Source organism: Paenibacillus sp. BT-177, assembly GCF_025846815.2.
Classification (GTDB): Bacteria; Bacillota; Bacilli; order Paenibacillales; family Paenibacillaceae; genus Paenibacillus; species Paenibacillus polymyxa_C.
On sequence record NZ_JAOYTP010000009.1, the window covers coordinates 15,560 to 30,750 of the forward strand.

Consider the following 15,191-nt stretch of genomic DNA (forward strand, 5'->3'; position numbering starts at 1 on the left):
CGGCTTACCCTCCCTGCACGAACAGACGTCTGCGCGCCAGCCGCCAAATGATGATCATCGGCACGAGCAGAACGACCAGCCAAATGATTTGGATACCTAGCACATTCCAGATGCCAACGCCTTTTACACGTCCCGTAAATACAGAGCCCGGCAAATAAGTAATTGCCTGAAACGGCATCCATTGGGAAACTGTCGCCAGCCAGCCCGGAAACAAACTGATTGGCAAGATCAACCCCGAGAACAGGTCTACGACTACGCGCTTCATGCGCATCATGCCCTCATTATTTTCAATAAAAAAGGCCGTCAATCCTGTAATAATATTAATCTGAGTATTAATCAGAAAGCTGAAAAACAGCATGACCAGAAAACCAATCCAGGCTACCGGGTCACTAGGAAGCTTCACAGGAAACAGCAGCATCGCAATCGCCATGCCCGGAATCATAAACAAGAGGAAGCGAAACATCCCCTCGCCGAGCCCCTGCATAAACTTAACAAGTACATAGTTATAAGGTCGGATCATCTGAATAGCAATGCTTCCATCCCGAATATCCGTCGATATTTCGCGATCCAGATTGTTAAAATAAAAGGCTCTTGCCATCCACGATACGGCTACATAGGTTGTCATCTGAGCAGCAGTAAAGCCTCCAATACTACCCGCATCACCATATATCGCTTTGTATGTGAAATAATACACGCCAATATTCATGGAATAAATAAGTATGCCTGAATAATAGTTCACACGATAAGCAAGCATGGTGAGAAATCGAATACGAATAAAATCGGTATATACGCTAAGCATGAACTTTGGCCTCCACTATCGGATTGCCCTGGCGTTCTGCCGAGCCAGACTGATAGATACTGCGGACGATATCATCCGTGTTGGTTTCAATGATTTTGATATCCGTAATGTCCGTGCGACCAACTACGTTAGCTAGTACATCCGATACATTAATATGAAGAGGAATCCACACCTTGGCAGCCAAATCGTTATCCATGGTCCACGTCAGCGGCATATCGGCTGTCCATGTCTGCAATTGCTCCAGCTGTGTCGTCGTACCAAATTGAAACCGTACTTCCCTTCCTGTCCCCCAACGATCCTTGAGATCATCCAGTCCACCATCATAAATGATATTCCCATCATCCAACATAATGACGCGCGAGCACAGCGCTTCAATATCCTGCAAATCATGGGTTGTCAGCAAAATAGTGGTCCCGTGTTCACGGTTCATGTCCTTCAAAAACTCGCGAATTTCGGACTTCACCATAATATCAAGTCCAATGGTCGGCTCGTCCAGAAAAACAATGGACGGATTGTGCAGCAAAGCAGCTACCAACTCACAACGCATCCGTTGTCCAAGGCTAAGCTTGCGTACCGGGCGACTTAGCAGATCCTGCAATTGCAGCCTCTCTACCAGCTCATCCAGCCTACGTTTGAAGTCTGTGGCCGGAACCTGATATACTTTGCGCAGCAGTTGAAAAGACTCGATCACACCGATGTCCCACCAAAGCTGGCTGCGCTGACCGAAAACAACGCCAATGTTACCTACAAATTTCTCGCGGTCCTCATAAGGGACATATCCCCCCACCTTGAGATGTCCCGAGGTTGGCACGAGAATACCTGTCAACATCTTAATCGTGGTGGACTTTCCGGCCCCGTTCTCACCAATATAACCGCATATTTCCCCTTGCGGAATACGGAAGGATATATCTTTGACCGCAGCCACCTCGTTGTATTCGCGGGCGAATAAATCAAGGAAGGCACCTTTTAAGCCCTCGCGGTTTTTTTGAACCTTAAATGTTTTGCGCAGATCCTGCACATCAATTGCTAGCATGCTATACCTCTCAATCAGGATTTGTAAAATCCATAGTTAAATTGATTGTGCTCCAAAAAGAAATTATAATGTAATGAACTGAAAAGCGAAAGGGAGAGCATCCATGACAAGCAGAACCAAAAGGACGATATGGTCGGTTCTAGCCGTGGTAATCGTCGCGATTGTCGGCTTTGCCGTGTACTATTTTACATCCATTTATAATCAGCTGGATAATCTGCATAAAGAGGGTGCTAACTCCCCCTTCAAAAATGTAAAGCAGGTCGATCAGGTTCGTACACCAGAACCGCCGAAGTGGGAAGGTACCGATATGGTCAACATTTTGCTGATGGGTGTCGATGGCCGTGGCATCCAGAAAGGGGAAGTCCCCCGATCGGATAGCATGATGGTCGTATCACTGGACCCCGTGAAGAAAAAAATCCACTTGTTCTCTATTTTGCGTGATACGTACGTGGATATTCCCGGCTACGGAAAAAATCGAATCAATACTGCCATTACTCATGGCCCCAATACGGCCATGAAGACGGCTGGCGATCTATTGGGCATCCCAGTGCAATATTATGTGTATACGGATTTCCAAGGCTTTATCAAACTGGTAGACGCTGTAGGCGGCATTGATTTTGAAGTGGAAAAGGATATGCATTATACAAGTAATGCGGATAAGCATGAATACGATATTGATTTGAAAAAGGGTATGCAGCATCTGGACGGCAACACGGCGCTTCAATATGTGCGGTTCCGCCATGATGCCATGTCCGACTTCTCCCGTTCCGGACGGCAACGGGCATTTTTGGAGGCCGTAGCCCAGAAAATGCAGACCACAACTTCCATTGCTAATCTGCCAAGCATTTTAGAGCAGGTTAACCCGTACATTGATACGAATCTCAGTGTTAACGATATGTGGAAGCTGGCGAATGTAGGGTACCAAAGCAGCTTTGCAGGCAGCGAACAGGTTCCACCGATGAAGCTGCTTGGAGAAGAAAATGTGGGCGGCGCGGCAGTTCTTACCGTCCGCGATCCCGAAGAACTGAAATCATATGTGCAGGATATATTTAATAATCCTCCCACACAAACACAGGAACAAAATAAAGATCAGAACGAAACGAAACAGCCAGATAGTGCATCGTCTTCCAAGACGGATAAAGCTTCCTTTACAGGGGGCAGTAAAACCAGTAATGAGGATGCTTCCACACAATCAACAACAAAGACAGGACAAAAAGAGCTATAATGATGTATGCAGGGGCAGCCGTGAACGCTGCCCTTTGGCGTGTGTATACCCTATTTTAATGAACGGAAAGGAAGTTTTGATGATGAAACGGGATAACTCCGAAGCATTATATAAAGAAGCCCTGGAGCATATTGTCGGGGGCGTTAACAGCCCTTCACGCTCCTTTAAAGCTGTAGGCGGCGGCGCTCCAGTATTCATGAAACGCGCCCAAGGCGCTCATTTCTGGGACGAGGATGGCAATAAGTATATCGACTATTTGGCGGCCTACGGCCCTATTATTACCGGACATGCTCATCCCCATATTACCAAGGCCATTAGCGAAGCGGCTGCGAATGGCGTATTGTATGGAACCTCGACGGCATTGGAAATCAAACTGGCCAAGATGCTAAAAGAGGCCATTCCTTCTATGGATAAAGTTCGGTTTGTGAATTCCGGCACAGAAGCGGTCATGACGACGATTCGTGTGGCACGGGCCTATACTGGGCGGAACAAGATCATCAAATTTGCCGGCTGCTACCACGGTCACTCGGATCTGGTACTTGTAGCCGCAGGCTCCGGCCCTTCTACACTGGGCATACCTGACAGCGCAGGCATTACAACCAACATTGCGAGCGAGGTCATTACTGTGCCATTCAATGACCTTGACGCGTTGCGCCAAGCTTTGGAGCGCTGGAGCGACGATGTTGCGGCAGTCATGGTAGAGCCGATTGTCGGTAATTTCGGCATGGTGATGCCGCAGCCAGGTTATCTGGAAGGGCTGTGCTCGATGGCGCGGGCGAATGGCTCCCTCGTCATTTATGACGAGGTCATTACCGCCTTCCGCTTCCACTACGGCTCAACCCAAACGTATGCAGGTTTGGACAACCATGATGCGATTCAGCCGGATTTGACCGCACTGGGCAAAATCATGGGCGGCGGTCTGCCGATTGGTGCATACGGCGGCAGCAAGCAGATCATGGAGCAGGTTGCCCCACTCGGCCCAGCCTATCAGGCAGGTACAATGGCGGGCAACCCGGCTTCGATCTCGTCAGGCATCGCCTGCCTTGAAGTTCTTCAAGGGGAAGGCGTGTATGAAGAGATGGAACGTCTGGCTGTGAGACTGACGGACGGTATTCAGTCTTCCGCTGATCGTTACGGCGTGCCATTGACGATCCACCGCATTCGTGGAGCGTTCTCGACGCATTTCTGTGATCATCCGATCACGAATTACGCGCAGGCGCAGGATACGGATAGCGAAGCGTTCGCATCCTTCTTCCGCCACATGCTGGATCGCGGTATTCATCTGGCTCCATCCAAGTTCGAAGCCTGGTTCCTCACAACAGCGCATACGGACGAAGATGTGGATGCCACGCTGGAAGCGGCGGACGATTCGTTCCGTGCGATGTCACAAGGTAAATAAGCAGAGCAGTAAGGGATAAAATATGAATAGGATGAGAGCTGGAAGTAATCTTAGGGACGGGTATCCGACCTCTGGGAATGCGTTCTGGCTCTTTTTCATTTCACAACTGTACCCGTACAGTTGCAGATTTTATGAATTGTATCTGGTTATGCTATCCCGTTATATTGAGAGAACCACAAGTTGAGATCATGATTACGGAGGTTTATTATGCACAGTCGTTCCAGAAATGGGGTCGCCTATCTGGCAGCTCTCAGCTATGCAGCTATACTTGGCTTTTCATTTTTATTTGTAAAATTGACGGTGACAGAGGCAAGCCCGCTGGATGTGATCGCCCACCGCTTTGCGTTGTCATTTATCGCTCTGACCATTCCAGTACTGCTTGGTTGGATCAAAATCAATATCAAGTTGCGTGATATGCTGCGCATTTTACCATTGGCGCTGCTTTCACCTTTACTGTTTTTCCCCTTGCAAGCGTTCGGACTGATGAGTACTTCTTCATCTGAGGGTGGAATTATTCAAGCTACCGTTCCGATCTTTACGCTTCTGCTAGCCTCCTATTTTCTTAAAGAGCGCACAACAGTGCTTCAAAAGATATCCTTACTGCTATCTGTCTTTGGTGTCGTTTTTATATTTGTGATGAAAAGCGGAGCACCGTTAGCTTCCAATAGCTTTGGCGGTATTTTTCTGCTCGTGCTCTCTGCTATATGCCTATCTGGCTATAACGTACTGGCTCGTCCATTAACACAAAAGTACAATCCGATGGAACTGACCTACGTTACCTCCATTTTGGGATGTATCGTTTTTAACTTGGCGGCCTTGGGGTATCATGCCATAGACGGTTCCATGAGTGCTTATACTGCGCCGCTGGTAAAGCCTGATTATTGGATGGCACTGGCTTATCTGGGCATACTATCTACCCTCGTCACCTCGCTGTTGTCCAGCTTTGCCTTGAAGTGGATCGAAGCCTCCAAAATGAGTGTGATCGGTAATTTATCCACCCTTATTTCCATGTTAGCGGGTGCTTATATTTTGAAGGAACAGCTTGCCTACTATCACATTATTGGTACTGTGGTGATCATTATCGGTGTGGTGGGCACCAATTTCGGAGGAAGAAAAAGCTTCACGCCGATCAAAACAACTTCGGCTAAATCACAATAATGGGCTAAAAGCAGACAGGTGTTAATTTGCCTTCAAAAAAAGAAAACTCCAAGCTGGGTCATTCCAGCCTGGAGTTTTCTTGTTTAACTTCATCGTTTTCGTGGACTAGACCGGATACGCCATGACACTCATTAACGCCAGCTCCGGCTGTGTCGTGTCCAGTCTACTATATTGTACAATGATAGGCACGTCGCTAGTGACCGTAATTGCGTAAGGAATACCTGGCGGAATCCGTTCGCCGAACTTTTCCAGCGAGGCTGTTCGGATATGGCGGGTTCGTCTTCCTTCCACCACCTCGATCATTCCCTCCAACGGCTCACGGTCTTCAAAATAAATGTCTATGCTCAGCTTTGCCGCACGGTTTCCACAGTTCAGCACACATATACTCTCATGACTGAGCAGCTCTCCCCGGCTTTCCGGTGGAATATATCCATCGGGGATGACCCAGAATAAACTTCCTCGCGGCTGGTTAGCCGCCTTTTCCTGAGACTGTTCAGGTTCTCCCATGCCAATGGCCTCCTTTCAGCTATGAATACCTTCACACCTCTAAAGTCTTTTTTACCCGTATGGGTTCTCCTTGGTACGCAGCAGTTGAGCCAGAAAAGCAAGCGTCAATCCCTGGCCCCATCCCTGAATGCGTTTGTAAGGTACGTTGCGATAGCCATCTATATCGTTCATTACAGCAGTTCCAGCGGATACGCCAGTCACTGTGCCGTCCTCTTTAATGCGGGAAAGGATGCCGTCGATCGCCTTTTGCGTGTATTTGTTAAACAATCGGCCCTGCATAAGCAAAGCAGTCGCAATCCCTGCCGAGCCGGAGGTTTCCAGATAAGAGGTATCATCATTCAGCACTGTATGCCATAGTCCTTCTGAGGATTGCAACCGCACTAGTGCATTGAGTTGGTCACGCAGCGAGCCGTCAATGATCATATAGGATGGATGCTGCACCTCCACACATTTCAGCGCCTTGGCCATCGTGAGGGCTGCCCATGAATTGCCGCGCGCCCAGTATATTCCCGACATGCGGCTTTGGTTCGCATGATCCCAGCCGTGATAATACAAATTCGTATCCGGGTCCTGCAAAAATTCTTCATGCCCGTGATATTGCCGGATTCCATCCTCCCAATATGTCTTGTTGCCCAGCAAATGCCCAATCCGCAGCAGATAATAACCGGCCATAAACATCGTATCCACCCATGCTTGCTGCGGAAATACATCATGTAGTGAATTCACGGTATGCTGGAAAATGCCGTTGGCAAACCGCTCAGCCTTTTTGACCAAAAATTCTGCCATCTCGATGGCGATATCCAGGTATTTTTGCTCACCTGTAGCCTGATGTAGTGTCAACAAACAATGTCCAACAGAAACGCCGTTTACCGACAGAGGCGGAAGTCCATCCTCGATATTCTCGTCAACCCATTCTTTCAGCTTGGTCAAATACTTTTCATTGCCTGTTGCTTCATAGGCCTCGCATACTCCATAAAAGGCTACTCCACCCGGCCAATCCCAGCTATAGTGCATTTGAAACGTGCGTTCCACTACCCGGTCAATCACCTGTTTAATCTGTTCCTCATCAAAACTCAATGCGGGCATTGCTACGTCTCCTCCTTTGGTAAGCTTCACGTTAGTTGCCCTCCTTGCCACCTGTTCCAAAAAAGGTCATCCGTCAACGTAAGTACATGCGCAGCGGTTGCAAATCCAGTTCCTTCACAGCCGCCGCCACCATATTTGCAATCCGGATCGCACCATTCTCATGAAAATGCGTATTATCCTCCAGGCCGCCGGAAAAGTTCATGTATTCCCCAGGCAGCAGCCACATAAAAAACTCCTTGCTTTCTTCAGGGCCCAGCTCTTCATATAACTCCTGCGTGCGGGCAGACAAATCAATGAGCGGCACGTTCGCTTCTTCTGCCAACTCGCGAACCGCCGTTATATAGTCGCCATGTGTATCGGACAGCGTACCATCCTCGTTAAAATAGCGACGATGTACAGGCGTAATCAGCACCGGGGTTCCGCCCTTGCTTCTCGCTCCGTCGATATATAGGCGCAAATGCTCCGTGTAGGTCGTAAAAGGCTCCGTGGCCCGTTCGGGATCAGGCTTCTGATCATTATGACCGAACTGGATGAACAGGAAGTCTCCTGTCTTCATTTCTCCCAAAATAGCATCTAGACGTCCCTCGTCCACGAAGCTTTTGGAGCTTCGTCCCGATACAGCGTGATTATCCACGCAGACATCATGCTTGAACAGGGCTGGCAAAGCCTGACCCCAGCCTGTATAAGGATAGCCGGACAGCCCTTGATCCGTAACCGTAGAGTCTCCGGCTAGGAATAGTCGGAGACTCTGCAGTGCGGGTGCAATTTCCAGAGCATTGAGCCGTGGCGCAGTGCCAGATACGGTGAGGCGCAGTCTGCCGCCTCGGACAGGCACCGTAAACATCGCCTCCGTGAACTGGCCTGGCAGCGTGTGGACGGGAGGCAGCATATGTTTACCCTCGCCAGCCCGTAGCCGCGTGAGCGTTTCTGCCAGTGGATCGCCGAGCAATACGGTGACCAAAACTATTCCGTCCGGTACATCTGCAACAAACGAAGCGTTCAGTGGAATACAAAAGCTGCTGCGCAGCCGTGTATGTGCATCCTTGGCTGGATTCTGCCTTTGTCGCCCGTACACATGCTCTGTAGTCTCGAAGCCATAGCCCTGTTCAGCTGTATATATGCAATCCGGGGACACGGCCTTGTAGCCATCCGCAGGCTCTCCCGGACCAAAGTCAAACTTCCACATTTTACTCACTCCTCGGTCTTAACCCTTCAGGCCACTCGTGCTCATTCCTTCTACAATTTGTTTTTGGAAAGCGAAGAATACAGCGATAACAGGTAGCAGGCTTAAGATGGACATCGCGAACATTCCTCCCCAGTTGGAGGCTGACTCGCTATCGAGGAACATTTTGAGTGCAATCGATACGGTATATTTCTCTGGAGAGTTCAGATACAATACCGGACCTAACAGATCCTCCCACTTCCAGTAGAATGAGAAGATGGCCGCCGTAGCCAGCGAGGATTTGAGCAAGGGTAAAATAATTCGAAAATACAATCGGAACTTGCCGCATCCATCAATCGTCGCCGCTTCATCCAACTCTGCTGGAATCGTGCGTATAAACTGCACCATCAGAAAGATGAAGAACGGCATCCCGAAAAAGGATGGTACTACCAACGGTAAGATTGTATTGATCCATCCAAGCTTGGTGAAAATGATATATTGCGGTACCAGCACTACATCCCCTGGCAGCATCAGCGTCACCATCATCAGAGCAAACCACAAGTTACGCCCTTTGAATTTCAAGCGTGCGAAGCCAAATGCGATCAATGAGGAGGAAAGCACAGCGCCAATCGTGGAAATCACTACGATCGTAAGCGAATTTAGAATATATGTGCCGAAGTTATAACCCGTCGTGCCTTTCCAGCCTGTTACATAGTTTTGCCAAATCCATTCTGTAGGGAAAAGTGAGGAGGCTGTGACGAATATCGTCCGACTTTCTTTAAATGAGCTGAACAGCATCCAAAACACGGGATACAGCATTAGGAGCGCTAGTGCAGCAACCAGAATGTGATAAATTGGCCATTTGAACGTTTTCCATGCCATTGGTATCAGCGCCCCTTTTCCGTTTCATAAAATACCCAAAATTTGGATGTTATAAATAAAATCGCAGTCAGTATCGCAATCATAATAAGCATGACCCAAGCCATAGCCGCCGCATATCCCATATTGCTGAACATAAACGCCTGCCGGAACAGATACAGTGAATGCAGCATCGTTCCATCCATTGGGCCGCCCTCACCCTTGGAGATAACATAGGCCGGGACGAAGGTCATAAAAGCACTGATCGTCTGCATTATCAAGTTAAATAAAATAATCGGACTCAGCAGTGGCAGCGTAATACTGAAAAATTTCCGTACTGGCGTAGCACCATCTACACTGGATGCCTCGTACATTTCATGCGGAATGTTTTTCAGTCCTGCCAGAAAAATAAGCATGGATGAACCAAATTGCCATACAGACAAGGTGATTAGCATCATTAGCGAAGCATTCGGATCACCAAACCATTTCACCGGGGTTGCCCCAAAGGCCGAAAGCAAGCTGTTAACAATGCCCTCATTACTGAAAATATTGCGCCACATGATGGATACTGCAACGCTCCCCCCGATAATAGAAGGCAGATAGTACATCGTCCGATAGGTGCCCACCATGCGTGACTTGGTATTCAAAATCATCGCCACAAACAACGCGAAAATCAGCCGCAATGGTACACCGACCAATACATACGTAAACGTGACTCTGATCGAATTCCAGTATTTCGGATCGCCTGTAAACATTTTTTCGAAGTTACCCAGACCAATCCATTTGGGCGGGGTGAACAGATTGTAGCTGGTAAAGGATAGATACAGCGAAATAAACATTGGAATTAATGTAAATGCCAGAAAGCCCACAATAAACGGGCTGATAAACGCATATCCGGTCATATTGGCTTTCAAGCTCTGATGATTTCGCAAGCTCATCAAGCCTCCCTTCTGTTGCATTTTAAAAATTAGCAAATTTAAATATATATATTAATCGTTGTTATATGAATTATATTGTGATATCTACAAAGCTTGCTTCTACGATGGGTTCGTCCGATTAACCGTGCGCAATCATTGCTTTGCACTACGCACGGTTAACCTAACGAAACGTTCCTTCAACCCTGCATTGTTACTGCTTGTTATTCGCAAGGATAGTATTCGCATCAGCCCGGAATTTGACCGCTGCGTCTTCAGGCGTCATCTGTCCGAAATTGACTTGCTCAATATAATCGGTCAGAGTAGCAATCACTTCCGGCGATCCAACCGGCGGCGGCGGGCTCATTGGAGAAGCCTTTGGCTCCATGGAAGCCACAAATTCAAACACCTGCTTCGTTGCCTCGCTTAACTCCGGCGCTACAGCTTCCTTGATTTTGGCAGAAATCGGTACGCCGCGTTCGCCTTTAATCAATTTATTCGCTTCTACATCATTCATCCAGAAATCAATAAATTTTGCGGCCTCATCCTTCACCTGTGAACGGGAAGCCACTGCCCAGTACATTGTAGGCTGCATATACACGCCTTTTTCCATATTCGGTCCAAACATCGGAGCAAGCGCCATTGGCCGATTAACGACCTGTTGTAATCCCACATATTGATTGGACCACTGCCAAATGCCGATGCCTGTTCCTTTAACAATATCCGATTCCTCAAGAATTCCCTTGGTTTGGTTCATGACTTCAGGAGTCGGTGTCGCCCCCTTTTTAATTAGCTCAGCTAAACCGCCGAAGAAATCAACAAACAGATTATCGTCGTCATACCCCAATCCTGTTCCTTCCGTATTGTAGAGAGACTTTCCATGTGTCCGCAAATAGTAGTGGAAGAAAATATCCGCAGCCATTGAGCTGTCAAAGTAAACTTTATTAGAGGCTGCCTTCAAAGCCAGCTCCTTGTATTGATCCCATGTCCAGTCGTCAGGAATTTTGTCTATGCCCGCTTTTTTGAGCAATGCCGGATCATATTGGAAGCCCAGCACATTGACACCTGTTGGAATACCATATTGCTTTCCGGCAATGATCCCGGTTTTGAGTACATTTTCGTTCACATCAGCGACTTGGATTTTCTGATTCAAGTAAGGCGCCATATCCTCCAGTTGGCCGTTCTTCGCATATTGGCTAATATACGAAATGTCCATCTGTACGATATCCGGCAGTTGGTTTGCTGCCGCCTGCGGGGCGAGCTTCTTCCAGTAGTCATCAAAAGAGGCATATTCCACATCAATCGTCACATTCGGATTTTTTTGCTTATACAAATCGATAACCTTCTGCGTATATTCGTGGCGCGTATCCGATCCCCACCAAGCGATCCGCAACTTTACTTTCCCGTCTGCACTTGTGCCCGAATTGCCTCCACCGTCTGCTCCACTACATGCCGTCGTCAAAACGAGCAGCATCGCTATGATCAGAAACCATCCCTTTTTGCCCACCTATCTCTCCCCTTTTCGCTGTTCTAGAAAGGAGCCTTATTACAAGTAACAATGTACTTACGCAAATTTGATAGCGTTTACATTTGCTCCTGTAGTTATTTTCCCAAAAGCAGAGAAACATTGGAATACACAAATCAGATTTCAAAGGTTTAAAAAACAGAGGGACTCAGCAGCTTATCCCCGTTCGTGTGATTTAATGTACTCGGAGGGTGTCATACCTGCCCATTTTTTGAACACCTGGCTAAAATATTGCGCATTCCCGCCGAAGCCGAACCATTCGGCCAGCTCAAACACCTTTACGTCCCCTGTTTCCCGAATATGCTCAGCCGCACGTTCGATCCGGTAACGATTGACGTAGTGCGAAAAGTTTTCGCCTGTCACTTTTTTGAAAATTTTCCCTAAGTAGTCGGAATTCATATAGAGCATTTGCCCCGCCACTCCGTTCAGTGAAAGATCGGATTTTCTATAATTTTGCTCAATAATAGTGATCATTTTATCCACCGTGGAAGATTGGCGGTATACATTGCTTTTATAATAAATTGCGGTCATTCGTTCGGCAGCTTCCTGTACAAAAGATTTGAGACATGCCAATGTTTTTTGCTCTGCCAGCACGACCATTCGGCTCGTGAACGCCGCACGCTCTTCTTCAGGGCATATACGGATCATGGCCGCATAGAGCTGTAGCACATAAGAACGGGTTACGGAGATTTCCAGCTTCATACGGGACAGGATGCCAAACAGCCGATCCACTTCCTGCGCAACCTCCTCCCTATTTCCAGCCTTGATCAGCAGGCCGAACTTCTCCTCGTCCAGCTCCAAATCTGCCATCTCCCGGGTGTCCTCAGCCGCCAAATCCTCCTTCGTAATGAGACTCCCCTCTCCGGTGTAAAAGCGGTGATTCATACAATGCAAAGTCTCCCGGTACATCCCCCGCGAATGCTGCATGCTATCCGACTCGCTAACTGCGACGGTCACCTCCAACTTATAAAAGCGGTGAAATGTCGTACGTACCGCTTCAATCTGTTTCATAAATCGAGATGTGTCATCCTCACTTTCCAGCACAATTAGCAGCTGCCCTTGCATAGTCGTACTGAGCAAGACATGATCCATTAAATCCCCTGCTATATTTTGCAAAGCAAACAAATGCTCCGGCTCGTGGGACTCCTCCACCCGCAGCAGCAGCATTCGAACCTGCTTATCTTGCAACTCCAGACCGAACAAACGCTCATAAAAAGCGATATCACGGCTGCCGTAAGTTTTATAGGAAATAAACTCCTTCAAAAAATGCTCCTTCACATGCGGCAACATACGCTGAAAATCAAGCTTCATCCGGCTCACAAACTGCTTGCGTTCTTCCTGTTCCTCTCGCTCCTGTCCTAACTCTGTCAGAGCCTCATGAATTTGCCGCTCGTTGCAGGGCTTCAGCAAGTAGTGCTTTACCCCGTATTGCATAGCCCGACAAGCATAGTCAAAATCTTTGTAACCTGACAACAGAATAAACCGAACGTCTGGAAAATGCTCCGTCGTTTTGGCAACGAGTCCGATACCGTCCAGTCCTGGCATAGAAATATCGCTGATCACAAAATCAGGCGGGCTCGCCTGGATCTGATCATATGCCTCAATCCCATTACGCGCCGTACCTACCAGCCTTGTTCCTGCCTTACCCCAATCGACCACCTGTGAAATGCCTTCCAAAATCATACGCTCATCATCAACCAGTAGCACCTTGTACACGACCCTGATCCCCTTTCACATATGGAATACAGACATGAATTGACGTTCCTGCTCCTGACTCGCTATGCAGCTCTATCCCCCAAGGTGTACCAAATGTCAGGTTAATCCGTTCTTGAATATTCGCAAGTCCAATACCCCGCCCACGGGTTGTGATCTGTCCGCTCCGCAGCTTTTCCAAGAAATCCGGGGTCATTCCAGGTCCGTCATCTTCAACCCTCAGGAACAGCGCCCCCTCGTTTTCTCTGACCACAATTGTGATCCGACACGGTTCAATACGCGGCTCCAGCGCATAATGGATCGCATTCTCCACCAAGGGCTGAAGTGTTAGCTTCGGAATTTGCGCGTCCATCAATTCTTCCGGGACATCGAGATGGAAAACGAGACGTTCGTCAAAACGTGTTTTTTGGATCGTTACGTAGCTTCTTACGATATCCAGTTCTTTTTGAAGCGGAATCAGCTGCTCTTCAAAACTGACCGCGCTGCGTAGTAGAAAAGCAAGGGCTTCCACCATTTCTGAAATCCGGTCCTGCTTGTTGGCCTTGGCGAGCCAGTTCACAGACTCTAATGTATTGTATAGAAAATGTGGATTTATCTGTGCCTGAAGCGCCTTTAGCTCTGTTTCCCGCAGCAGTAGCTGCTTGGCAACATTCTCATTAATAAGCTCACGGATACGGCGGATCATCTTCTTATACGTCCGATGCAGTAAGCCTACCTCATCCTGTGTGGAAAGGGGGACCGCTCCAAGCGCTTCCTCTTCCAGACGGTCGAGATCTCCTTTTTCTATTTTACGCATGTTCTGAATCAACTGAACGATCGGTTGGGTAATGCTGCCCGATAACCTAGCGCCCAGCGCCAGTGCAATAAGCAGCATAATTACAAAAATTGCGCTTACAATTTCTTTGATTATCGTAATACTGCGAAACATATCATCAAAGGGAGTCATATGTAAATACGTCCAGCCCGTATAAGAGGATTTGATTTGAGCAGCAAAAAAGGTCCCGCCTGTATAGGTCGCGATCCCGTAAGGCTGCTTCCGCCCAAGCTCTGCCTGAATATCGCTCTCACTCAAAAGCGGTGTTTCGGGATAGATCATCCGTCTTCCGTCTGTAATCATCAACTGTCCGTCACGGCCGGAGGTCTGCACACGATCCGCTACAATCCGGTCAATTCGCACACGAATCGCAAGCGTTCCAAGCCCGTTCAGCGTAAAATTGGAATCGGTAAAAGATTTGAATTGCCGTGCTGCCAGCAAGGAGGAATGGCCTGCCGCATACCATGCATGGGAGCCGTCATATTCGTCTGCCAACTCCGACAGGGTGGATCGAAGCTCTTGGGGGATACCTTCGCGGTTGCCCGCACTCATCACCTGTCCCTCTTTGTCGATTACCATCATAGAATAGACATAGGTTTCAGAGCCGGCAAAGGCAATAAGCCTATTCGTTATTTTTTTGCGCAGTACCATTTTGACATAAGGTGACGTTTCCTTTTCCAACTGGAGCAAATAACGCTGAAGCTGCTCGTCCGTTATTACCTTAAAAGTAACCTTTTCAACATCCTTCAGTTCATTTTCAATGCCAATTGAAGAAATATTGAGTACCTCGGATGTCTTTTTGTACATTTGATTATCATAAATATGAAATACGTATTTAAGTATAACTGCAACAACCGCAAAATTAACCAGCATGAGCACCGTAATCAGCAGTACCATCTTATGATGGATTCCAGCATTTTTGTAAGCGCTCTTAACATAGGTAATCAGTACATGTCGCCTCCTTCGCTCATCCTGCACGGTCCAGCTCAAAATGGAGA

The 15,191-nt window shown here is 47.9% G+C and carries 13 protein-coding genes; 3 read left to right on the top strand and 10 right to left on the bottom strand.

Going from position 1 to position 15,191, the window contains the following annotated elements; all coding sequences use genetic code 11:
* Positions 1-4: 4 nt before the first annotated feature.
* Together OIU26_RS20935 and OIU26_RS20940 are read right to left on the bottom strand one after the other, a co-directional pair.
* On the bottom strand, positions 5-799 hold the full coding sequence (locus tag OIU26_RS20935) for an ABC transporter permease (RefSeq protein WP_013369443.1): 795 nt from the start codon (positions 797-799) through the stop codon (positions 5-7).
* Entirely contained in the window at positions 792-1,832 is a 1,041-nt protein-coding gene (locus OIU26_RS20940; RefSeq protein WP_264217902.1) for an ATP-binding cassette domain-containing protein, read from the bottom strand. Before OIU26_RS20940 ends, OIU26_RS20935 begins: the two co-directional genes overlap by 8 nt.
* A gap of 103 nt (positions 1,833-1,935) precedes the next feature.
* Here OIU26_RS20940 and OIU26_RS20945 point away from each other — a divergent pair, with 103 nt between their 5' ends.
* The 3 genes from OIU26_RS20945 to OIU26_RS20955 all read left to right on the top strand — a co-directional run bounded on the left by OIU26_RS20945 (position 1,936) and on the right by OIU26_RS20955 (position 5,614).
* A complete protein-coding gene (locus tag OIU26_RS20945; RefSeq protein WP_013369441.1) occupies positions 1,936-3,057 on the top strand; it encodes an LCP family protein in 1,122 nt (373 codons plus the stop codon).
* Between the two features lie 82 nt (positions 3,058-3,139).
* Positions 3,140-4,456: a glutamate-1-semialdehyde 2,1-aminomutase gene (locus OIU26_RS20950; RefSeq protein ID WP_436449188.1), complete on the top strand. Its 1,317-nt coding sequence runs from the start codon at positions 3,140-3,142 to the stop codon at positions 4,454-4,456.
* A gap of 207 nt (positions 4,457-4,663) precedes the next feature.
* On the top strand, positions 4,664-5,614 hold the full coding sequence (locus OIU26_RS20955) for a DMT family transporter (RefSeq protein ID WP_264217903.1): 951 nt from the start codon (positions 4,664-4,666) through the stop codon (positions 5,612-5,614).
* A gap of 105 nt (positions 5,615-5,719) precedes the next feature.
* Here the strand turns inward: OIU26_RS20955 and OIU26_RS20960 are convergent, their stop codons facing one another.
* From OIU26_RS20960 to OIU26_RS20995, 8 genes are all read right to left on the bottom strand, one after another.
* Positions 5,720-6,121 carry a sensory rhodopsin transducer gene (locus OIU26_RS20960; protein ID WP_264217904.1) on the bottom strand — a complete coding sequence of 134 codons (402 nt, stop codon included), beginning with the start codon at positions 6,119-6,121 and terminating at the stop codon, positions 5,720-5,722.
* Between the two features lie 51 nt (positions 6,122-6,172).
* Complete coding sequence (locus OIU26_RS20965) at positions 6,173-7,207, bottom strand: glycoside hydrolase family 88 protein (RefSeq protein WP_264217976.1); 1,035 nt, start codon at positions 7,205-7,207, stop codon at positions 6,173-6,175.
* Between the two features lie 73 nt (positions 7,208-7,280).
* The gene (locus tag OIU26_RS20970; protein ID WP_165082877.1) at positions 7,281-8,393 is read right to left on the bottom strand and encodes a rhamnogalacturonan acetylesterase; all 1,113 of its coding nucleotides are present in this window, start codon (positions 8,391-8,393) and stop codon (positions 7,281-7,283) included.
* An 18-nt stretch (positions 8,394-8,411) separates the two neighbouring features.
* Entirely contained in the window at positions 8,412-9,251 is an 840-nt protein-coding gene (locus OIU26_RS20975) for a carbohydrate ABC transporter permease (protein ID WP_013369435.1), read from the bottom strand.
* Positions 9,252-9,256: 5 nt separating this feature from the next.
* Entirely contained in the window at positions 9,257-10,165 is a 909-nt protein-coding gene (locus OIU26_RS20980; protein WP_264217905.1) for a carbohydrate ABC transporter permease, read from the bottom strand.
* A gap of 190 nt (positions 10,166-10,355) precedes the next feature.
* Positions 10,356-11,648: an extracellular solute-binding protein gene (locus OIU26_RS20985; protein ID WP_264217906.1), complete on the bottom strand. Its 1,293-nt coding sequence runs from the start codon at positions 11,646-11,648 to the stop codon at positions 10,356-10,358.
* Positions 11,649-11,822: 174 nt separating this feature from the next.
* A complete protein-coding gene (locus tag OIU26_RS20990) occupies positions 11,823-13,382 on the bottom strand; it encodes a response regulator (RefSeq protein ID WP_264217907.1) in 1,560 nt (519 codons plus the stop codon).
* A complete protein-coding gene (locus OIU26_RS20995) occupies positions 13,360-15,090 on the bottom strand; it encodes a sensor histidine kinase (RefSeq protein WP_264217977.1) in 1,731 nt (576 codons plus the stop codon). The genes OIU26_RS20990 and OIU26_RS20995 overlap by 23 nt, the downstream gene beginning before the upstream one ends.
* Between the last annotated feature and the right edge of the window lie 101 nt (positions 15,091-15,191).

Coding starts and splice junctions, on each gene's coding strand:
- OIU26_RS20940 (WP_264217902.1), bottom strand. CDS start 1,832: ATGCTAGCAATTGATGTGCAGGATCTGCGCAAAACATTTAAGGTTCAA.
- OIU26_RS20950 (WP_436449188.1), top strand. CDS start 3,140: ATGAAACGGGATAACTCCGAAGCATTATATAAAGAAGCCCTGGAGCAT.
- OIU26_RS20980 (WP_264217905.1), bottom strand. CDS start 10,165: ATGAGCTTGCGAAATCATCAGAGCTTGAAAGCCAATATGACCGGATAT.
- OIU26_RS20935 (WP_013369443.1), bottom strand. CDS start 799: ATGCTTAGCGTATATACCGATTTTATTCGTATTCGATTTCTCACCATG.
- OIU26_RS20995 (WP_264217977.1), bottom strand. CDS start 15,090: ATGGTACTGCTGATTACGGTGCTCATGCTGGTTAATTTTGCGGTTGTT.
- OIU26_RS20970 (WP_165082877.1), bottom strand. CDS start 8,393: ATGTGGAAGTTTGACTTTGGTCCGGGAGAGCCTGCGGATGGCTACAAG.
- OIU26_RS20960 (WP_264217904.1), bottom strand. CDS start 6,121: ATGGGAGAACCTGAACAGTCTCAGGAAAAGGCGGCTAACCAGCCGCGA.
- OIU26_RS20945 (WP_013369441.1), top strand. CDS start 1,936: ATGACAAGCAGAACCAAAAGGACGATATGGTCGGTTCTAGCCGTGGTA.
- OIU26_RS20965 (WP_264217976.1), bottom strand. CDS start 7,207: ATGCCCGCATTGAGTTTTGATGAGGAACAGATTAAACAGGTGATTGAC.
- OIU26_RS20975 (WP_013369435.1), bottom strand. CDS start 9,251: ATGGCATGGAAAACGTTCAAATGGCCAATTTATCACATTCTGGTTGCT.
- OIU26_RS20955 (WP_264217903.1), top strand. CDS start 4,664: ATGCACAGTCGTTCCAGAAATGGGGTCGCCTATCTGGCAGCTCTCAGC.